The organism is Kitasatospora cineracea, from assembly GCF_003751605.1.
GTDB classification, from domain to species: domain Bacteria; phylum Actinomycetota; class Actinomycetes; order Streptomycetales; family Streptomycetaceae; genus Kitasatospora; species Kitasatospora cineracea.
This window is the reverse complement of record NZ_RJVJ01000003.1, coordinates 72,496-92,868: the sequence shown is the minus strand read 5'-3', so window position 1 is coordinate 92,868 and position 20,373 is coordinate 72,496. Positions and strand designations below refer to the sequence as shown.

Sequence of the window (20,373 nt, the reverse complement as noted above, 5' to 3'; positions counted from 1 at the left end):
CATGCAGCACGTCACCGAGCCGCTGCCGTACGGCACCTGGACCTCCCCGCTGGAGGCGGCGCAGGTCGCGCAGGGCGAGGCCCTGCTCGAATGGACCGGTTTCGTCGGCGAGGAGGTGTGGTGGACGGAGGCCCGCCCGCAGGAGGGCGGGCGCAGCGTCCTGACCCGCCGCACCGCCGACGGCCCGGCCCCGGCCCTGCCGCCCGGCTGGGACGTCCGCAGCCGGGTGATCGAGTACGGCGGCCGCCCCTGGCTGGCGCTGTCCGGCCGGGCCGAGGACGGCGTCGTCTTCACCCACTGGGACGACCAGCGGGTCTACCGCTGGCGCCCGGGCGCCGACCCGGTGCCGCTGAGCCCCGCCGGGGCGTGGGCGGCCGAGCTGCGCTACGCGGACTTCGCGGTCCGCGGCGCGGAGGTGTGGTGCCTGCGGGAGACCGTGGCCGACGCCGCGGGCACCTCGGTGGTCCGGCACCTGGTCGCGCTGCCGCTGGACGGCCGGGCCGCCGACGACCCGGCGGCGGTGCGGGTCCTGACGGGCGGTCACGACTTCCTGTCCGGCCCGCGGATCGAGCCGGGCGGCCGCCGGGTCGCCTGGCTGGGCTGGAACCACCCGGCGATGCCCTGGGACGGCACCGACCTGATGGTGGCCGGGATCGAGCCGGACGGCACCCTGGCCGCGCCGGTCCGGGTGGCCGGCGGGGACGGCGAGTCGGTCACCCAGGCCGACTGGGCGGCCGACGGCTCCGGCGCCCTGTACGCCGTCACCGACCCGGACGGCTGGTGGAACGTGCACCGGATCGGCCCGGACGGCGGGCGGCGCAACCTGTGCGCCCGGCCGGAGGAGTTCGGCGAGGCGCTGTGGCGGATCGGCCTGCGCTGGTGCCTGCCGCTGCCGGACGGCCGGCTCGCGGTGGTGCACGGCACCAGCGGCCGCCAGCTGGGCCTGCTCGCCCCGGACGGGCGGCTGGAGGACCTGGAGTCGTCGTACACCGAGTGGTTCTTCCCGGCCACCGACGGCCGCCGGATCGCGGCCGTCGCGGCCGGCCCGCGGCAGGGCCGCACCGTGGTGCTGGTCGACCCGGACGGCGGCGGCACCGAGGTGCTGCGCGCGCCGTCCGCCGCCCACCCGGAGTACGCCACCACGCCCTACCGGCGCACCTTCACCGGGCCGGACGGCGAGCCGGTGCACGCCCACGTGCACCCCCCGTACCACCCGGAGCACACCGGGCCGGAGGGCGAGCTGCCGCCGTACCTGGTGTTCGCCCACGGCGGGCCGACCAGCCGCAGCCACCTGGTGCTGAACCAGGAGATCAGCTACTTCACCAGCCGGGGCTTCGGCGTGGTCGACGTCCAGTACGGCGGCTCCACCGGCTTCGGCCGGGCGTACCGGGAGCGGCTGCGGGAGTCCTGGGGCGTGGTCGACGTGCGCGACTGCGCGACGGTGGCCCGGGCGCTGGCCGCCGAGGGCCTGGCCGACCCGGAACGGCTGGCGATCCGCGGCGGCAGCGCCGGCGGCTGGACGGCCACCGCCTCGCTGGCGGCCGAGCCCGGCCTGTACCGGGCGGCCGGCATCTACTACCCGGTGCTGGACGCCGAGCAGTGGCGCACCCGGGGCACCCACGACTTCGAGTCGCGGTACCTGGAGAGCCTGATCGGCGCCTGGCCGCAGCAGCGCGCCCGCTACGCCGAGCGCTCGCCGGTCGAGGGGGCCGGCCGGATCCGCGCCCCGTTCGTCCTGCTCCAGGGCCTGCGGGACACCGTCTGCCCGCCGGCCCAGGCCGAGCGGCTGCTCGCGCTGCTCGCGGACTCCGCGGTCCCGCACAGCTACCTGACCTTCGAGACCGAGGGGCACGGCTTCCGGCTCGCCGACACCGTGGTCCGCTCCCTGGAGGCCGAACTCGCGCTCTACGCCTCGGTCTTCCGCCCCTCCCCGTGACGCCCGCCCGTCCCCGGGCCGTCCCCACCGACACCTCCACGCAGAGGAACACGACATGCCCTCAGGACGATCCTCGGCCGGGCGGACGGAACGCTCCGGTCCCGGCCGCCCGGACCTCGACGACCTCGACTTCGACCGCCTGCCACTGCAGGTCAGACGGGGCCTCAAGGCCCTGACCCGGCTGGACAACCACCACGCGCCGCTGGCGATCGCCTTCGAGTACGGCCTGGTCGCGCTCTGCGTCACCGCCTGCGTCGCGGGCTCCTACTGGGCCTACCCCGCCGCGGTGGTCCTGATCGGCTCGACCCAGCGCTTCCTCGCCCACTTCCTGCACGAGTCGGCCCACAAGAGCCTGGCCCGGAACCGGACCCTCAACCTGGTGGCGGGCACCGCCCTCTCCGGCTACCTGGTCGGCCAGCTGTACGGCCCGTACCGCAGCTCGCACGTCGGCCGGCACCACCGGCACCTCGGCGAGGCGGACGCCGACCCGGACTACCGCTTCCACCTGGAGTGCGGGCTCTACGACCCGGAGCGCAGCGACCGCGGCTTCCTGGTCCGCGAGGTGCTGCTCGCGCTGCTGGGGCTGCGCACCGCGGACTACCTGCGCTACCTGGTCCGGGACCGGCTGTGGGCCCGGGAGTCGGACCTGGCGGTCTCGGTGCCGGTGCCGCTGCGCACCGAGCGGTGGCTGTTCCTGTTCCAGTGGGCCGCCGTGTTCGGCCTCTGCGGCTGGCTCGGGGTGCTGACCGAGCTGCTGCTGTTCTGGTTCGTGCCGCTGCTGACCAGCAACATCGCCATCGGCTGGCTCTCCGAACTGGCCGAGCACTACCCGCTGCCGGAGAGCGAGTCCACCCGGGTGCTGCTGACCCGCAACCGGCACGGCCGGGCCCTGGAGACCTTCCTGCTCAGCCGGCACGGCGACCGCTTCCACCTGGTGCACCACCTCAACGCGGGCATCCCGTTCTGGAACCTGAGCCGGGCCCACCGGCTGCTGCTGGACGACCCGGCGTACGCGGGCTGGGACGGCCTGTGGGCGGGGGTGCTCAGCCGCCCGCGCTCCCGGCGCGGCAAGGAGACGGTGCTCAGCTACGCGGCCAAGTACCGCGCCTGGCGCCGCGGCGGCGGCGACCCGACCACCGCGGACCGCACCTTCGCCCAGTCGATGATGCTGGCCGCCGGGCAGGTCACCGTCGCCGTTCCCCAGCCGTCCGAACCGACCACCGTGAGGCCCTGATGACCGAGGCACCCGCCACCCTGCCGCCCGTGTCCGTCCCCGCCGCGTCCGACCGGAACGCCACCCTCCCCGCCGCCACCGTCCCCGCCGCGTCCGTCCCCGCCGCGTCCGACCGGGACGCGGGCCTGGGCCTGCGGCTGCTGGCCGCCGACGAGCGCTGCCGGCGCGCCTTCGCCGAGCCCGGCTCGCTGCTGCGCCAGCTCGCCTACCCGGCGGCCCGGCGCTACCTGGTCGCCGACGACCTGGCCGGGCTGCTCCCCCGGCTCGACCTGCTCCGGGCCCGCGGGTACCGGGTGTCGGCCGAGTACGTCGGCGAGGAGATCCGCGACGAGGCCGAGATCGAACAGGTGGTCCTGGCGTACCTGGACCTGCTGGCCGCCGACGCCGGGCCGCTCCAGCTCGGCTTCGACCTCTCCAACGTCGGCCTGCTGGTCTCCCGCGGGCTGGCCGTGCGGAACACCGCGCGGATCCTCACCGCGGCGGCCGCGCACGGCAGCGAGGTGGTGCTCTCGATGGAGCGCTCCGAGCTGGTCGACGAGATCCTCCCGGTCTTCGCCGAACTGGCCGCCGACCACCCCAACGTCGGCATCACCGTCCAGGCCCACCTGCACCGCACCGAGCGCGACCTGCCCGGCCTGGTCGCGCTCGGCCGCAGGATCCGGCTGGTCAAGGGCGTCTACGCGGAGGACCCGGGAACCGCCCTCGGCCGCGGCCCCGAGCTCGACGAGCGCTACCTCGCCCTCGCCGCGCACGCCCTCGACGGGGGCGCCCGGCTCACCCTGGCCACCCAGCACGCCGAGCTGCTGGCCGCCGCCGAGCGGCGCGGTCTGCTGGCCGGGGCCGAGGAGATCGAGATGCTGCACGGGGTCCGCCCCGCGCTGCTGCGGCACTACCGGGAGGCCGGCTACCCCTGCCGGGTCTACACGACGTACGGACAGAGCTGGTGGCTGCACCTGCTGCACCGGCTGGCCGAGCACCCCGCCATGGCCCTGCGCGCCCTGGCCGACCTCGCCGACCCCTCCGCCGCCGCCTTCGGCGCCGACTACTGACAGGGCGGACACCCATGACCGGACAGCTGATCCACCTCAACACCGCCGGGGCCGGGTTGATGCCCGCGGCGGTCTCCACCGCGATGGCCGACTGCCTGGCCCGGGAAGCGGCCACCGGCGGCTACGAGACCGAACTGCACCACGACGAGGTCCTCCAGCACGACGTCTACCGGCGGCTCGGCCGGGTCCTCGGCGCCGACGCCGACGACCTCGCGCTCTTCGACAGCGCCACCCGCGCCTGGTGGCGGGTGGTCTCCCGGCTCGACCTCGGCCCGGACGACCTGATCTGGGTCACCCCGTACGAGTACGCGGGCAGCCTGATCGGCTACTTCAACCTGCGCGACCGCACCGGCTGCACGATCGAGACGATCCCGCTGCGCCCGGACGGGAACCTCGACCTGGACTGGATGGCGGCCCACCTCTCCGACCGGGTCGCCCTGGTCTCGGTCACCCACGTGCCCTCCGGCTGCGGGATCGTCAACCCGGTCGCCGAGATCGGCCGGCTGCTCGCCCCGTACCGCGCCCGGTACGCGGTGGACGCCTGCCAGGCCGTCGGGCAGCTCCCGCTGGACGTGGCCGAGATCGGCTGCGACCTGCTCACCGGGGCCGGGCGGAAGTTCCTCTGCGGGCCGCGCGGCAGCGGGTTCGCCTACACCACCCCGGAGTTGCGGGCCGCGCTGCTGCCCGACTTCACCGACCTGCACGTGGCCCGGGTCAGCTCGCCGACCGCCGTCACCGTGCACGAGCGGAGCGCCCGCACCCTGGAACTGGGCGAGCGCAGCACCGCCGTGGTGCTCGGGCTGCACGCCGCGCTCGGCCACCACCTCGAACTCGCCGAGGAGGGAGGGGCGTTCCCCCGCAAGGACGTCGTCGAGGCGCTGCACGCCTGCGTCGCCGGCCTGCCCGGCGCCGAGCTGCTGGCCCCGGGGACGCAGCAGTCCGGCATCCTCTCCTTCCGGCACGGCTCCCTCTCCGCCGAGCAGGTCCGGGACGGGCTGGCGGCCCGCGGCATCAACGGCTGGAAGATCTCCGGCGACCACACCCCGCTCTACCTCTCGGCCCGGGGCGTCGACACCGCGGTCCGGCTCTCGGTGCACCACTACACCTCGCTCGAGGACGTGGAGGCGCTCGGCCGGGCCCTGCACGGCCTCCGGTGAACCGTCCCGCCGGCCACCCGCGGGGAGGGTGGCGGCCGGACGGCCCGGCCGGGCATGCTGGGCGCATGCTGATCAGGGAAGCCACCGCAGAGGACTGGCCCGCCATCTGGCCGTTCTTCCACCGGATCGTCGCCGCGGGCGAGACCTTCACCTACCCGCTCGACCTCGGCCGGGAACAGGGCCGCGACTGGTGGCTGCTGTCCGCGCCGAACCGCACCGTGGTGGCGGTCGACGGGGCCGGCACGGTGCTGGGCACCGCGAAGATGAACACCAACCACATGGGCAACGGCTCGCACACCGCGAGCGCCAGCTACATGGTCGACCCCGCCCACTCCGGCCGCGGGGTGGGCCGGGCGCTGTGCGAGTACTCCCTGGACTGGGCCCGGGAGGCCGGCTACCGGGGCATGCAGTTCAACGCGGTGGTCGAGACCAACACCCACGCGGTCCACCTCTACCGCTCGCTGGGCTTCACCGTCCTGGGCACCCTGCCGGAGGGCTTCCGGCACCCGGAGAAGGGCTACGTCGGCCTGCACATCATGCACCGTCCGCTGCCCTGACCGCCGCGGCCCACCGGGCAGCCGGACCGGCCGTGACACCCCGTCCGCCCGATGGGCCGGCGGGGTGTCACGGCCCCGCCGGCCCGTCCTGCGGGTGAGGCTCCACCGTACGGCCGGGCGGGGCGGCGCGAGCAGGGGCCGAACGTCCCGGGCCGCGGGAAGTCCGGTCCTTCCCGGGGTGCTTCGGGCCAGAGCAGCGGGCGGACGTGTTCGGCGAAGGTGTACGCCTCCTCGAGGTGGGGGCAGCCGGAGAGGACGAACTCGTCGACGCCCGCGTCGCGGTACTCGGCGAGGCGGGCGGCGACCTCGCGGTGGCTGCCGACCAGGGCGGTGCCGGCGCCGCCGCGGACCAGGCCGATGCAGGCCCAGAGGTTCGGGGCGATCCACAGGCGGTCGCGGCGGCCGCCGTGCAGGTCGAGCATCCGGCGCCGGCCGACGGACTCCAGGGCGCGCAGGCGCTGCTGTCCGGCGGCGATCAGTGCGGCGGTGGTGATCCAGGCGTCCTCGCAGTGTGCGCCGGTCGGGGTGAGGACCGCGTCGTAGCCCAACTGGTCGGCGGCCTGGGCGAGTTGGGTGAGGTAGCCGAGGGTGGCGGGGCGGTCGGCGGCCACCGGGGCGGCGGCGGCGCCGATGCCGGTGCCGTGGGCGGCGCCGCCCAGGTCGCGGGCGTCGCCGCCGGTGGGCAGGAACCAGTGGAAGGCGGTGGTGGCGGGCACGGCGGTGCGGCTCCTGTGCGGCGGAGGGGGACGTCGGCGCTGGGCTGGTTCAACCGGCCGGACAGAGCGCGCTGCTGACGCGCTGCAGGTCGACGGGCCGGTCGAGGTGCACCGCGCGCTCCGCTGCCCGCACCGTCGTCCACCTCCCGGATCCGTCCCGTCGCGGCCAAGCCGGGACGGCCCCGGGCGGGGTGTCAACGGCCTTGTGCGGCACCGGATCCGGCGGTTCGTTACCGCTGCGTGAACAGCGTTGTGCCGGGCCCGGGTACGGGGTTACGGTGCGAGGACGGCGGCGCCCGGGTGGTGCCGCAAGTCGCGGACGGGGAGGTGACGGCGGTGCGGGCACTGGAGCGCGAGGTGTACCTCGACCGGCCGGTCGACCTGCTGCGGGTGAGCGCCGCGCTCTGTCCGGGCTGCCCGGTCGGCTGAGTCCGCCCCGCCCGCACCCCTTCCTCCGCCCTGGGCGACGCGTCCCGGCGTCCCGACGCGTCCGCCCGCGCCTCCTCCCCCGCACCCCGTGCACCCCGTGATCCCCGTGAACCTCCGGGGCCCTCGTGAACAGGAACCGGTCCGCCATGCCCGCATCCCCGGCAGCACCCGCCTCTCCCGCCTCCGCCGCCTCCGCTCCCCTGCTGCACCTGGCCGTCGCGCTGGACGGCGCCGGCTGGCATCCCGCCGCGTGGCGGGAGCCGGGGGCCCGGCCGGGGGAGCTGTTCACGGCCCGGTACTGGGCGGACCTGGCGGCGGAGGCGGAGCACGGCCTGCTCGACCTGCTGACCCTCGAGGACGGGCTGAGCCTGCAGTCGGAGCACCCGTTCGAGCCGGACGCCCGGACCGACCGGGTGCGGGGGCGGTTGGACGCGGTGCTGGTGGCGGCCCGGATCGCGCCGCTGACCCGGCACATCGGGCTGGTGCCGACGGCGGTGGTGACGCACACCGAGCCGTTCCACCTGTCGAAGGCGGTGGCGACCCTGGACTTCGTCAGCGGGGGCCGGGCCGGGCTGCGGGTGAAGGTCTCGGGGCGGGTCGACGAGGCCGGGCACTTCGGCCGCCGCGAGGCGCCCGCGCTGCGGGCGGACGACCTGGACTCCCCCGCCGCGGCGGCCGCCCTGGCCGCGGAGTTCGGCGAGGCCGAGGACTACGTGGAGGTGCTGCGCCGGCTGTGGGACAGCTGGGAGGACGACGCGGAGATCCGGGACGCGGCGACCGGCCGGTTCATCGACCGGGAGAAGCTGCACTACATCGACTTCGCCGGGCCCCGGTTCTCGGTGCGCGGCCCGTCCATCACGCCCCGCCCGCCGCAGGGCCAGCCGCTGGTCGCGGCGCTCGCCCACCGGGCCGAGCCGTTCCGGCTGGCGGGCCGTTCGACCGACCTGGCCTTCGTGACGCCGCACGACGCGGACGACGCCCGGGCGGTCCTGGCCGAGATCCGGGCCGCCCAGCGGGAGGCCGGGCGGGCCGCGGAGACGGTGCACGTCTTCGCCGACCTGGCGGTGTTCCTGGCGGAGCGGCCGGGCGCGGCGGCCGAGCGGCTGGCCCGGCTGGACGCGGCGGCGGGCGCCGCCTACCGCAGCGACGCCCGGGTGTTCGCCGGGACGCCGGCCGAACTGGCCGATCTGCTGGAGGAGTTGGCGGAAGCGGGGCTGTCCGGTTTCCGGCTGCGGCCGGGGGTGCTGCCGGACGACCTGGAGCGGATCACCCGCGGCCTGGTGCCGGAGCTGCAGCGCCGGGGCCGGTTCCGCACCGCCTACGAGGCGTCCACCCTGCGCGGCCTGCTGGGCCTGCCGCGCCCCGCCAACCGCTACGCCGCCACCTCCCCCACCGCCACCGCCACCGCCTGAACTCCGAAGGAACGCAACCGACATGGGCAACGAGAACAACGGCAGGCCGCTCAAGCGGATCCACCTGGCGGCGCACTTCCCGGGCGTGAACAACACCACGGTGTGGAGCGACCCGCAGGCGGGCAGCCAGATCGAGTTCAGCTCCTTCGCGCACCTGGCGCGGACCGCCGAGCGGGCGAAGTTCGACTTCCTCTTCCTGGCCGAGGGGCTGCGGCTGCGCGAGCAGAACGGCCTGATCCACGACCTGGACGTGGTCGGCCGCCCGGACACCTTCACGGTGCTGGCGGCGCTGGCGGCGGTCACCGACCGGCTCGGCCTGGCCGGCACGATCAACTCGACGTTCAACGAACCGTACGAGGTGGCGCGGCAGTTCGCCTCGCTGGACCACCTCTCGGCGGGCCGCTCGGCGTGGAACGTGGTGACCTCCTGGGACGCGTTCACGGGGGAGAACTTCCGGCGCGGCGGCTTCCTGCGCGAGGAGGACCGGTACGCCCGGGCCCGGCAGTTCCTGGAGGCGTCCTGGCGGCTGTTCGACTCCTGGCGCGGGGACGAGGTGGTGGCCGATCCGGCGTCCGGGGTTTTCCTGGGCGATCCGAAGGCGGGTGAATTCGCCTACCGCAGCAGCGAGTTCGACATCGCGGGCCGGTTCGACGTGCCGCGCTCGCCGCAGGGCCGTCCGGTGGTCTTCCAGGCGGGCGACTCCGAGCAGGGCCGCGAGTTCGCCGCCGCCTCGGCGGACGCGATCTTCTCCCGGCACGGCACGCTGGTCGCCGGGCAGGCGTTCTACGCGGACGTGAAGGGGCGGCTGGCCCGGTACGGGCGCCCGCCCGGGTCGTTGAAGATCCTGCCCGCGGTGACCTTCGTGCTGGGCGACAGCGACGCGGAGGCGCACGAGCGGGCGGCGCTGGTCCGCCGCCGGCAGGTGAGCGGGCAGACCGCGATCCGGCTGCTGGAGCAGGTCTGGAACCGGGACCTGTCGGACCTCGACCCGGAGGGGCCGCTGCCCGCGGTCGACCCGCTGGTCGGCGAGCACACGGTGGCCCGGGGGCGGGCCTCGGTCCGGATGAACCGGGACCCGCTGGCGGTGGCCCGCGAGTGGCGGGCGCTGGCCGAGGCGAAGAAGCTGTCCGTCCGGGACCTGCTGATCGAGGTGACCGGCCGGCAGTCCTTCATCGGCACCCCGGCGCGGGTCGCCGAGGAGATGAACCGCTTCGTCCAGGAGGACGCCGGCGACGGTTTCATCCTGGCCCCGCACCTGACCCCGGGCGGCCTGGACGAATTCGCCGACACCGTGGTGCCGCTGCTCCAGGAGCGCGGCGTCTTCCGCACCGAGTACGAGGGCAGCACCCTGCGCGAGCACCTCGACCTGCCGCCCCTCACCAACACCCCTGCGAAGGAAGCGATATGACGTCCGTTCAGGAACCCACCACCGCCGAGGAGTTCACCCGCGCGTGGGAGGAGTGGCACGCCGCGAGCCAGCGCGCGCTGGCCGACCCGCACGGCTTCCTCGCCGTCACCTCGCTGCACTGGCTGGACGGCGGGCCGACCCGCTTCCCGGACGCGCCGGGCGCCTGGTGGACCGGCCCGGACGGGGTGTGGGTCGAGCTGGCCGCGGACGAGGAACTGCTGCTGGACGGCGAGCCGGTGCGCGGCCGGTACGGCTTCGGCGTGCTGCCGGAGCGCTCCAGCCGGTACGCGGCGGCGGGCGAGGCGGTGGTCGAGGTCGCCAAGCGCGGCGGCCGCGACATCGTCCGGCCCCGGCACCCCGGCAACCCGCTGCTGCGCGACTTCACCCGCACCCCGGCGTACCCGCCGGACCCGCGCTGGGCGGTGACCGGCCGCTACCTGCCGTTCGAGGCTCCGCGCCCGGTGACGGTCGGCGCGGCCGTCGAGGGCCTGCAGCACGTGTACGACGCGCCGGGCGAGATCGAGTTCACCCTGCCCGACGGCGGCGGCACCCACCGGCTGACGGCGTTCAACGGCCACCTGCCGGGCAGCCTCCAGGTGCTGTTCACCGACGCCACCTCGGGCGTCACCACGTACGCCGCCAACCGGGTGCTGAGCGTCCCGGCGCCGGACGGGCAGGGCCGGGTCACGGTCGACTTCAACCGGGCCACCAACCTGCCCTGCGTCTACACCGACCTGGCGACCTGCCCGCTGCCGCCCGCCGGGAACCGCCTCCCGGCGGCGGTCGAGGCCGGCGAGCGCATCCCGCTGGAGCGCGGCGGCCTGCCGTAGCGGGCACCGGGCCGTCGAAGCCGGCACCGGGCCGTCCGAAGCGGGCACCGGGCCGTCCGGAGCGGTTCCGGTCAGGGCCGTCGCCGCTCCGCCTGCCGCCCGGGCAGTGCCTGGACGATCAGGGCGAGCAGCCCGGTGGCGGCCAGGACGCACCACAGGCAGGCCCGGAACGCGGCGGGGACGGCGCCGGGGCCGGGGGTGTCGGCGAGCACGCGGTAGAAGACCAGGCCGATCAGGGCGACGCCGAGGGCGTTGCCGACCTGGAGGCCGGTGGTCAGCACGCCGCCGGCCGAGCCGGCGCTCGCGGCCGGGACGCGGGCCAGCACGGTGGCGGTCAGCGGGGCGAAGGACAGGCCCATGCCGGCGCCGTCCAGCAGCAGGCCGGGCAGCAGCCACCCCAGGCTCCGCCCGTCCCCGGCGACCGCCCACAGTTCCAGCAGCAGTCCGGCGGCGCGCAGCGCGCAGCCCGCGGTGATGGCGTGCCGGCCGATCCGGGCGGCGAGGTGGCGGGCGGTGGCGGAGGCGGCGACGTAGCCGGCGCCGAGCGCGCTGAAGACCAGGCCGGAGGCGATCGGCGTGAGGTGGCGGCCCTGCTGGAGGTAGAGCGCGAACACCAGGAAGTAGGAGGCCATCGAGGCCCAGAAGGCGAGTTGGGCGGCGAGTCCGGCGGTGAAGGCGCGTTCGCGGAACAGCGCCAGGTCGACCGAGGGGGTGCCGCCGCGGCGGCGCAGGCGGCGCTGCTGGAGGGTGAACGCGGCGAGCAGCAGCGGGGCGGCGACCGGCAGCAGCCGGGTCCACAGCGGCCAGCCCTGTTCGCGGCCCTCGATCAGCGGCAGGCAGAGCGCGGTCAGGGCGGCGGTCGCCAGGACGAGGCCGGTCAGGTCGAGGCGGGGGCGGCCGGGGGCCTTGGACTCGGGCAGCAGGCGGGCCGCGGCGGTCGCGGCGGCCAGGCCGATCGGCAGGTTGACCAGGAAGCAGGCCCGCCAGCCGAGGCCGAACAGGTCGGCGCGGATCAGCACGCCGCCGATCAGCTGGCCGAACACGGCGGCGATCCCGGACGCGGCGGCGTACCAGCTGACCGCCCGGACCCGGGCCGGGCCCTGGTAGGAGGTGGTGATGATGCCGAGCACCTGGGGGGCCATCAGGGCGGCCGCGGCGCCCTGGAGCACCCGTCCGGCGATCAGCAGGTCCGCGGTGGGCGCGGCTCCGGCGGCGGCGGAGGCGGCGGTGAACAGGGCCATGCCGAGGGCGAGGATCCGGCGGCGGCCGTACAGGTCGCCCAGCCGGCCGCCGGTGATCAGTCCGACGCCGTAGGTCAGCGCGTAGGCGGCGACCATGAGTTGGATCTGGGCGTCGGTGGCGTGCAGGTCGCGTTGGACGGCGGGGACGGCGACGTTGACGATGAAGAAGTCGAGTCCGCCGAGGAAGACGCCGGTGAGGACGATCGGCAGGGTGGCGCGGTGCGGCCCGGGCGGCCCGGCGGCGGCCGGGGCGGCGGTGGGCACGGTGGTGCTGTCGGTCATGGGAGGGCAGGCTCCTGGGGAGGCGACGGGAGGGCCGCGCCGCTCCGCCCCGGGCTGCGGGGGCGGGGCGCGGTACGGGCTCCACTCTTCCCGGGGCCGCCGGGTGCCTCAACTACCTGTCAGGTAGGCGGCGGTACGGTCGTCGGCGGGGAAGAAGCTCTCGATGATCAGTTCGGCCATGGTCAGGTCGCGGGCGGTGCCGAACGTGGCGATCGTCCCGATGAAGGACAACTCCCGGTCGCCGTGGCGCAGTTCGAGCGGGATCATGATCTCGTCCGGTCCGGGCACGTGCAGCTCGGGCACCGGCTGGTCGCACGGGTAGCCGAGCAGTTCCTCGTGCAGCGGGCGGAGGCGTTCGTCGAGGGCGGCGCGGCGGGCCAGGCCGGTGAGCAGTTTGGCGCGCCACTGGCCGAGGTTGACGATCCGGGGGGCCATCCCGTCGGGGTGCAGGACCAGGCGCAGCACGTTCGCCGGGGGTGCCAGCAGGTGCGGGGCGACGCCCGCGGTGAACAGCCGGTCGAAGGGCTCGTTGGAGGCGACGATGTTGCGCCGGCCGTCCAGCACCAGCGCCGGGTAGGGCCGGTGGCCGTGCAGCACCCGCCGGACGGCGTCCAGGACGGGCCGCATCGCCGGGTCGTCGAGTGCCTTCTCCTGGAAGACGGGGGCGTAGCCGGCGGCCAGCAGCAGCGTGTTGCGGTCCCGCAGCGGCACGTCCAGGTGTTCGGCGAGCCGCAGCAGCATCTCGCGGCTGGGCTGCGAGCGCCCGGTCTCCACGAAGCCGACGTGCCGGGCCGAGACGCCCGCCAGGTTGGCGAGTTCCAGCTGGCTGATCCCGCGCCGTCGCCGCCACTGCGCCAGCAGCGGCCCCACCTGCGCCCGTTCGACCGCGTCCACCGTCATCGGCGTCCCCCTTCCGTCCGGCCCCAATCTACGCCGGGCCCGCCCCCGCCCGGTGCGCGGACGGGGGCGGGCCCGGCAGGGGCCGGGGTCAGCCGATGGTGCTCTGCGGGCCCGCGTACCGGGCGAGCAGGGCGGGCACGTCGGCGGCCGGGTCCAGGGTGTAGGAGTAGAACGAGGCCGGGTCGAAGGTGGTGCCGTTGGTCTGCTGCTTGCCGGTGCTGTTGACCACGATGCTGCCGCGCTGGGTCAGGGCGGCGGCGGAAGTGTCGTTGTAGTAGGGGTTGTTGACGTGGTCGTAGTAGCTGTTCTCGATCACGGTGCGCGAGGCGCCGCGCGAGAGGTTGCCGTAGGAGGCGACGTTCTGCAGGTAGTTGTCGTAGAGGTGGGCGTAGGCGACGTTGTCGACGCTGGGGTTGCGCTGGTTGGTGTCGTGGATCCAGTTGTGGTGGATGGTGATCCGGGCGGTGACGTTGTCGGTCCAGCCGATCCCGAACGCCTTGTTCTCCTCGCCCATGACGTTCCAGGACACGGTGAGGTAGCTGGTGTCCTTCCGGCTGTCGATCAGGCCGTCGTTCATCCGCTCGATCCGGTTGTGGTCGATCCACACGTGGTCGGCGGTGTCCATCTGGATGCCGTCGTAGTCGTAGACCTTGTCGTCCGGGTCGTCGTCGGCCATCTGGGCGTCCCGGATGGTGAGGTTGCGCAGGATCACGTTGTGCACGCCGGTGCCGAGGAAGAACCCGCCGTGGACGACCTCGCCCGAGGTGCCGACGCCGACGATGGTCTTGTCCGACGTGACCGGGATCTCGTGGCCGTAGGGGGTGGCGGTGACCGCCGCCGCGACCCGGATGGTGTACGGGCCGTCCGCCGTCGCGTACTTGACCAGGTCGGCGTAGCTGGTGACGGTGACGGTCGGACCGGCCGCGCCGCCGGTGGTGCCGCCACCGGTGCCGGCGAAGCCGTCCGCGGTGTTCGACCAGGTCCGGCCGGTGCCGACGGGACGGAAGGCCCACTGCTTGTTGGTGTTGGCGGTGCAGGTCTCCTGGATCACCGCCGTCCCCGCCGTCGTGGACGCCCCCTGGTCGCTCAGGCACAGCCCGCTGCGCACGCTCACCACCTGGAACGTCCCCGAGCCACTCGGCGTCAGCGTCCACTGCTGGTTGGTCTGCCCCGCCCCGCACCCCCACTGCTGCACCTGCACACCACTGGCCGTCGAACCCGACGGCACGTCCACGCACATCCCGCTCTTCACGTTCACCAACTGGTAGACACCGCCGCTGACCGGCACCAGCCGCCACTGCTGGTTGCCCTGCCCGCTGCCGCACCCCCACTGCTGCAACTTCGTCCCCGACGCCGTCGAACCCGACGGCACGTCCAGACACATCCCGCTCTTCACCACCGCCAACTGGTACGTCCCCGCAGCGGGCAGCGTGACGGCCTCGGCGGCCGGGGCGACCGAGACGGCGCCCGCGCCGAGCAGCAGGGCCGCGGCGATCCCGGTCAGACGGCGGGTGGTGGTGGCTCGCACGGTGGTGCCTCCCATGGTGGTGGTGTTCTCTCGTGTGGCGGTCCCGGGGCGGCTCATCGGACGGGGTTCCAGCCGTCGGCGCCCGCCAGGTACTTCTGCGGGGTGTACGAGGCGGCCTGGGTGTCGGTGAGCTGCGGGCGGTTGGCGTTGACGCCCGCGCCCGCGCCGGTGTTGCGGTACTCGAAGTAGCGGGCCTTCTGCCAGCTGCTGGTGGACATGTCGGTCCAGGGCTGGGCGGTGGCGATGGTGTCCGTCAGCGTCGACTCCCGGTACACCACCTGCGCGTCCTGCCGCCAGGGCCGCCCCAGCTGGGTCTTCCCGGCGGTCGTCCCGTCGACGGTCGAGCGGTAGAACAGGAAGCCGTAGGCGCGCGCGGCCGGGGTGCTGGCGGCGGTGACCGGGCCGCCGGTGGTGCGCTTCTCGTGGATCCGGCAGCGGTCGAACACGGCGACGCCGCCGCCGTAGATGAAGTCGACCGTCCCTTCGACGTAGGAGTCGACCACGTACGTCCGGGCGCTCTCGTTGACCAGGAAGGTGTCCTGGTCGCCGAGCAGCCGCACGCCGTCCAGCAGGGCCCGGTCGGCGTCCAGGTAGAGCGCGAGGGCCTGGTCGCCGGTGTCCGAGCTGTTCTCGTCGAAGTCGTTGCCGAAGGTGAGGTTCACGGCGGCGAAGTCGTGGCCCTGCGCGACCACCGTGGCGCTGCCCATCGTCCCGTACGTCCCGGCGTTCCGGTTGCCGACCAGCACCACCTGCTCCGGTCCGGTGCCGAGCCCCTGCAGCGTGACGTACGGCTTGTTCGCCGGGACGGTGACCTTCTCCCGGTAGGTGCCGGGTTTGATGGTGATCACCACCCGGCTGGCGTTGCCGGTGCCGACGGCGTCGACCGCCGCCTGCACGGTGGTGTAGCGGCCGGTCCCGTCCTGCGCGACGGTCGGCGCGGCGCCGGTGCCGACGGGACGGAAGGCCCACTGCTTGTTGGTGTTGGCGGTGCAGGTCTCCTGGATCACCGCCGTCCCCGCCGTCGTGGACGCCCCCTGGTCGCTCAGGCACAGACCGCTGCGCACGCTCACCACCTGGAACGTCCCCGACCCGCTCGGCATCAGCGTCCACTGCTGGTTGGTCTGCCCCGCCCCGCACCCCCACTGCTGCACCTGCACACCACTGGCCGTCGAACCCGACGGCACGTCCAGACACATCCCGCTCTTCACGTTCACCAACTGGTAGACACCCGCCGACACCGGCGTCAGCCGCCACTGCTGGTTGCCCTGCCCACTGCCGCACCCCCACTGCTGCAACTTCGTCCCCGACGCCGTCGAACCCGACGGCACGTCCAGACACATCCCGCTCTTCACCACCGCCAACTGGTACGTCCCGGCCGCCGGCAGCGTCGCCGCGGCGGCCGGGACGGCCGACACCGTCCCCGCGCCGAGCACCGCCGCGGCCATCGCCGCGCCCCGCAGTCTTCCGGACATCGATCCGCCTCTCCGTACAGGGAAACCCGAACTGCCGGCCGGGTCGGCCCGCAGCACCCAGGTAGACGGGGGCGGAGTGACGGAATGACGGAAACTTTTCCGCGAGTTTTCCGGCGGATGTTCCGGGGCGGGGAACGCGGCGGGGCCGCCCGGCTTCGGCCGGGCGGCCCCTACAGCACTGGTGCGATGTCGCGTCGGCTCCCACCGCAGGCGTCAGATGTCGCGGAAGACCTCGATCTGCGCGCCGACCGAGTTGAGGCGGGCGGCCAGGTCCTCGTAGCCGCGGTTGATCACGTAGACGTTGCGCAGGATCGAGGTGCCCTCGGCGGCCAGCATGGCCAGCAGCAGGACCATCGCGGGGCGCAGCGCGGGCGGGCACATCATCTCGGCGGCGCGCCAGCGGGTGGGGCCCTCGACCAGGACCCGGTGCGGGTCCATGAGCTGGACGTTGGCGCCGACCCGGCCGAGTTCGGTGAGGTAGACCGAGCGGTTCTCGTACACCCAGTCGTGGACCAGGGTGGAGCCGTGCGCGCAGGCGGCGATCGCGGCGAAGAACGGCAGGTTGTCGATGTTGATGCCGGGGAACGGCATCGGGTGGATCTTGTCGATCGGGGCGACCAGCTTGGAGGGGCGCACGGTCAGGTCGGTGAGCCGGGTGCGGCCGTTGGCGGCGGGGTACTCGGGGCCGCGCTCGCAGTCCAGGCCCATCTCCTCCAGGACGGCGAGCTCGATCTCGAGGAACTCGATCGGGACCCGGCTGACGGTCAGTTCGGAGTCGGTGACGACGGCGGCGGTGAGCAGGCTCATCGCCTCCACCGGGTCCTCGGAGGGGGCGTAGTCGACGTCGGTGTCGATGACGGCCTTGCCGTGCACGGTGAGGGTGGTGGTGCCGATGCCCTCGACCTCGACGCCGAGCAGTTCCAGGAAGAAGCACAGGTCCTGGACCATGTAGTTGGCGCTGGCGTTGCGGATGACGGTGGTGCCGGGGTGGCGGGCGGCGGCGAGCAGCACGTTCTCGGTGACGGTGTCGCCGCGTTCGGTCAGCACGATGGGGCGCTGCGGGGAGACGGCGCGGTCGACGCTGGCGCGGTAGCTGCCGGTGGTGGCGCTGACGTGCAGGCCGAACTGGCGCAGCGCGGACAGGTGCGGCTGGACGGTGCGGGTGCCGAGGTCGCAGCCGCCCGCGTAGGGGATCTCGAAGCGGTCGGCGCGGTGCAGCAGCGGGCCGAGGAACATCAGGATGCTGCGGGTGCGGCGGGCGGCGTCCTCGTCCATGCCGGAGAGGTCGAGCTGCGCGGGCGGGGTGATCTCCAGGTCGACGCCGCCGTTGGTCCAGCGGTGGCGCACGCCGATGCTGGCGAGGACCTCCAGCAGCCGGTAGACCTCCTCGATCCGGGCGGCGCGGCGCAGGGTGGTGCGGCCGGTGGTGAGCAGCGAGGCGGCGAGCAGGGCGACGCAGGCGTTCTTGCTGGTGCGGACCTCGATGCTGCCGGAGAGGGTGCGGCCGCCGACCACCCGCAGGTTCATCGGGCCGGCCACGCCGAGCGAGACGATCTCGCTGTCCAGGGCCTCGCCGATCCGGGCGACCAGGTCCAGGCCGATGTTCTGGCCGCCGGACTCGATCCGGGCCACCGCGCTCTGGGTGGTGCCGAGGGCCGCGGCGAGCTGGGTCTGGGTCCAGCCCTTGTGGGTGCGGGCGGCGCGGACGAGCTTGCCGATGCGGGAGAGGTAGTCTTCGGTCACTGCGCGAACATATCTCACCTGTGCGATGTGGTGCATCTCTGCTGGTTGTGCGGCGTGTTCCCGGCGGTTGATCCCGGGTCAGCCGGCGCCGGCTGCGGCCGGGCCCACCACCGAACCGCTTTACGGGCCGGGCGCGGGCATGCCAGGATGCGGACCCCGATGAGGTCGGTCGGGACGGGGAGGGGTGCGGCGGTGCGTGCGGACGGTCGGCGGGAGCCGGAGGGCGAGGTCCCGCGGCTGGTGGCGGAGGCCCAGGCCGGGGACGCGGCAGCGCTGGAGCGGCTGCTGGGCGGCCACCTGTCGCTGGTGCACCACCTGGTCGCCCGGGCGGTCGGCCCGGGCGAGGCCGACGACCTGACCCAGGAGACCATGCTGCGGGCGGTGCGCGGCCTGCCCGAACTGCGCGAGCCTGAACGTTTCAGGTCCTGGCTGGTGGCGATCGCCTACCGCCGGGTGCAGGAGCACGGCCGCCGCCGGGTGCTCGAACTGCCGCACCGCTTCGAGGCGCTGGACGCCCCCGACCCGGACGGCGACTTCGCCGAGCGGAGCGTCGCCGAGCTGGCACTGTCCGCCCAGCGCCGGGAACTCGTGCGCGCCACCGCCTGGTTGGACCCGGCCGACCGCCACCTGCTCGCGCTGTGGTGGCAGGAGGTGCTCGGCGACCTCGACCGGGCCGAGCTGGCCGACGCGCTCGGCGTCGAACCGCCGCACGCCGCCGTCCGGTTGAAGCGGATGAAGGAGCGGCTGGAGCTGGCCCGCGCACTGGTGCGGGCGCTCGACGCCGACCCGCGCTGCGCCGCACTGGCACAGGCCGCGGCAGGGTGGGACGGCCGGACCGACTCGGTGTGGCGCAAGCGGCTGGCCCGGCACCTGCGCGCCTGCACCGCGTGCGGCGGCCGCTCGGCCGGGCTGGTCGCCCCGGAACGGCTGCTGCCCGGCCTGGGCGTGCTGCTGGCCCCGGACCGGCTCGCCGAGGGCCTGGGCGCCGCCCTGCGCAAGGCCGCCGCGACGGCCGGCCCCGGCGCGGGCGGCGCAGCGGCCGGCAGCGGCGGCGGGAGCGGCGCGGCAACCGGCAACGGCGCAGCGGGCAGCGGCGGCACGGCAGGCGGCGGCAGCGCAGCAGGCGGTGGCACGGCAGGCGGCGGCAGCGCGGTGGCCCGGACGGCCTCCTGGACCACGGCGGGCGTCGCGGCGGCGGTGGCGGTCACGGTGCTGCTGGCGCTGGCGCCGTGGTCGGCGGACTCCCCCGCCCCGCACCCGTCGGCCGCCCCGGCCGTCCCGGCCGTCCCGGCCGTCTCGCCCTCCCCGGTCGTCGCGGACGGCCCGGCCGCCGCCGAGGCGCTCTCCGGCGCGTCCGCGCCGCCCGCCACCGCCCCGGTGTCCGCGTCCCCGGCCGGGTCCGGGCCGGACTCGCCCCCGGCCGGGCCGGGCCTGGCGTCGGCGGACCTGTACGTCGCGCCGGACGGCTCGGACGACGCGGACGGCTCGCTGGCGCACCCGTTCGCCACCCTGACCCGGGCCGCGGCGGCCGTCCGGCCGGGGCAGAGCATCGCGCTGCGCGGCGGCACCTACCGGCTGGCCGCGCCGGTGGGCATCAGCACGGCGGGCGCCGACGGGCAGCGGATCACGCTCTCCGGCTACCGCGACGAGCACCCGGTGCTGGACGCCTCCGCGCTGGACGCCTCGGCCTGGGCGGTCACCCAGACCGGCGGGTTCTGGACCGTCCGGGACCTGGAGCTGCGCGGCGCGAAGGGGCACGGCTGGGTGTGCAGCGGCTGCCGCTCCACGGTGTTCCAGCACGTCGCGTTCCACGGCAACGCCCGCTCGGGGCTGCTGCTGCGGGACGCCGGGACGAGCGGCAACTCCGTCCTGGACAGCGACTTCTTCGACAACCGGGCCCCGACGGCAAGGCGGGCATCGGACTGGGCCTCACCTTCGGCTCGGGCGAGGGCAACCTGGTGCGCGGCAACCGGTTCCGCACCAACGCCACCGACGGCCTGGACCTGGGCGGGTTCACCAGCCCGGTGACGGTGGACAGCAACTGGTCGTACGGCAACGGCAACGGCTTCACCCTGGGCGGCGGCAACGGCCGCGCCGCGGTGGCGCACCTGGTGGTCAACAACGCGGCCTGGGACAACTCCGGCCTGGGCTTCAACGACGAGGGCAACCCGGGCGCGCTGCGGCTGACCGGCAACTCGGCCTTCCGCAACCTGCTGTCCGGCTTCTACCTGCCGGACGCGGCGGCCGTGCTCACCGCCAACGCCGCCCTCGACAACGGCCGGGACGTCCAGCGCGGGGCGAACTCCCGCTCCAGCGGCAACAGTTGGGACGGCAAGCCGGTCGACCTGTTCCAGGGCACCGAGCCGTCCGCCGCCGAGGGCCCGCGCCCGGCCGACGGCGGCCTGCCGCGCAGCGCCTTTCTGCTGCCCCGGACGGCGGCCGGGGCGACCATGACCGAACAGCACCCGGGCTGAGCCCC

General features: G+C 74.9%; 16 protein-coding genes and 1 pseudogene. 11 read left to right on the top strand and 6 right to left on the bottom strand.

All coding sequences use genetic code 11. The features are described 5' to 3' along the window. Nucleotide 1: 1 nt before the first annotated feature. From EDD39_RS34615 to EDD39_RS34595, 5 genes are all read left to right on the top strand, one after another. A complete protein-coding gene (locus EDD39_RS34615) occupies nucleotides 2–1,936 on the top strand; it encodes a prolyl oligopeptidase family serine peptidase (protein ID WP_123563567.1) in 1,935 nt (644 codons plus the stop codon). Nucleotides 1,937–1,991: 55 nt separating this feature from the next. Beyond that, a complete protein-coding gene (locus tag EDD39_RS34610; protein WP_123563566.1) occupies nucleotides 1,992–3,170 on the top strand; it encodes a fatty acid desaturase family protein in 1,179 nt (392 codons plus the stop codon). After that, nucleotides 3,170–4,219, top strand: coding sequence for a proline dehydrogenase family protein (locus tag EDD39_RS34605; protein ID WP_123563565.1), 1,050 nt, complete (start codon nucleotides 3,170–3,172; stop codon nucleotides 4,217–4,219). Before EDD39_RS34610 ends, EDD39_RS34605 begins: the two co-directional genes overlap by 1 nt. A gap of 14 nt (nucleotides 4,220–4,233) precedes the next feature. Continuing rightward, nucleotides 4,234–5,376, top strand: a complete 1,143-nt coding sequence (locus tag EDD39_RS34600) for an aminotransferase class V-fold PLP-dependent enzyme (protein ID WP_123563564.1) — start codon at nucleotides 4,234–4,236, stop codon at nucleotides 5,374–5,376. 65 nt (nucleotides 5,377–5,441) lie between these two features. Then, complete coding sequence (locus tag EDD39_RS34595) at nucleotides 5,442–5,933, top strand: GNAT family N-acetyltransferase (RefSeq protein WP_123563563.1); 492 nt, start codon at nucleotides 5,442–5,444, stop codon at nucleotides 5,931–5,933. Nucleotides 5,934–6,124: 191 nt separating this feature from the next. Here the strand turns inward: EDD39_RS34595 and EDD39_RS42880 are convergent. Further along, a pseudogene (locus EDD39_RS42880) lies at nucleotides 6,125–6,436 on the bottom strand (LLM class flavin-dependent oxidoreductase); the annotation flags it as partial. 513 nt (nucleotides 6,437–6,949) lie between these two features. Here EDD39_RS42880 and EDD39_RS42415 point away from each other — a divergent pair. The 4 genes from EDD39_RS42415 to EDD39_RS34575 all read left to right on the top strand — a co-directional run bounded on the left by EDD39_RS42415 (nucleotide 6,950) and on the right by EDD39_RS34575 (nucleotide 10,728). Beyond that, entirely contained in the window at nucleotides 6,950–7,078 is a 129-nt protein-coding gene (locus EDD39_RS42415) for a hypothetical protein (protein WP_279638471.1), read from the top strand. A 146-nt stretch (nucleotides 7,079–7,224) separates the two neighbouring features. Then, nucleotides 7,225–8,490, top strand: coding sequence for an LLM class flavin-dependent oxidoreductase (locus EDD39_RS34585; RefSeq protein ID WP_123563562.1), 1,266 nt, complete (start codon nucleotides 7,225–7,227; stop codon nucleotides 8,488–8,490). 22 nt (nucleotides 8,491–8,512) lie between these two features. Continuing rightward, a complete protein-coding gene (locus tag EDD39_RS34580) occupies nucleotides 8,513–9,898 on the top strand; it encodes an NtaA/DmoA family FMN-dependent monooxygenase (RefSeq protein ID WP_123563561.1) in 1,386 nt (461 codons plus the stop codon). Beyond that, nucleotides 9,895–10,728: a DUF1684 domain-containing protein gene (locus EDD39_RS34575; RefSeq protein WP_123563560.1), complete on the top strand. Its 834-nt coding sequence runs from the start codon at nucleotides 9,895–9,897 to the stop codon at nucleotides 10,726–10,728. Before EDD39_RS34580 ends, EDD39_RS34575 begins: the two co-directional genes overlap by 4 nt. Before the next feature lie 71 nt (nucleotides 10,729–10,799). Here EDD39_RS34575 and EDD39_RS34570 read toward each other — a convergent pair whose 3' ends face one another. From EDD39_RS34570 to EDD39_RS34550, 5 genes are all read right to left on the bottom strand, one after another. Further along, the gene (locus EDD39_RS34570; RefSeq protein ID WP_123563559.1) at nucleotides 10,800–12,251 is read right to left on the bottom strand and encodes an MFS transporter; all 1,452 of its coding nucleotides are present in this window, start codon (nucleotides 12,249–12,251) and stop codon (nucleotides 10,800–10,802) included. A 108-nt stretch (nucleotides 12,252–12,359) separates the two neighbouring features. Next, nucleotides 12,360–13,151 (bottom strand): helix-turn-helix domain-containing protein, encoded by a 792-nt coding sequence (locus EDD39_RS34565; RefSeq protein WP_123563558.1) that lies wholly within the window; start codon nucleotides 13,149–13,151, stop codon nucleotides 12,360–12,362. 88 nt (nucleotides 13,152–13,239) lie between these two features. After that, nucleotides 13,240–14,694, bottom strand: a complete 1,455-nt coding sequence (locus tag EDD39_RS34560; RefSeq protein WP_123564039.1) for an RICIN domain-containing protein — start codon at nucleotides 14,692–14,694, stop codon at nucleotides 13,240–13,242. Between the two features lie 38 nt (nucleotides 14,695–14,732). Then, the gene (locus tag EDD39_RS34555) at nucleotides 14,733–16,151 is read right to left on the bottom strand and encodes a pectinesterase family protein (protein WP_208765734.1); all 1,419 of its coding nucleotides are present in this window, start codon (nucleotides 16,149–16,151) and stop codon (nucleotides 14,733–14,735) included. A gap of 213 nt (nucleotides 16,152–16,364) precedes the next feature. After that, on the bottom strand, nucleotides 16,365–17,894 hold the full coding sequence (locus tag EDD39_RS34550; protein WP_123563556.1) for a UDP-N-acetylglucosamine 1-carboxyvinyltransferase: 1,530 nt from the start codon (nucleotides 17,892–17,894) through the stop codon (nucleotides 16,365–16,367). A 192-nt stretch (nucleotides 17,895–18,086) separates the two neighbouring features. On the opposite strand from EDD39_RS34550, the gene EDD39_RS42410 reads away from it, so the two are divergent. Beyond that, nucleotides 18,087–19,922 (top strand): sigma-70 family RNA polymerase sigma factor, encoded by a 1,836-nt coding sequence (locus tag EDD39_RS42410; RefSeq protein ID WP_208765733.1) that lies wholly within the window; start codon nucleotides 18,087–18,089, stop codon nucleotides 19,920–19,922. Then, nucleotides 19,853–20,368: a hypothetical protein gene (locus tag EDD39_RS40000; RefSeq protein ID WP_162870310.1), complete on the top strand. Its 516-nt coding sequence runs from the start codon at nucleotides 19,853–19,855 to the stop codon at nucleotides 20,366–20,368. Before EDD39_RS42410 ends, EDD39_RS40000 begins: the two co-directional genes overlap by 70 nt. Nucleotides 20,369–20,373 lie beyond the last annotated feature (5 nt).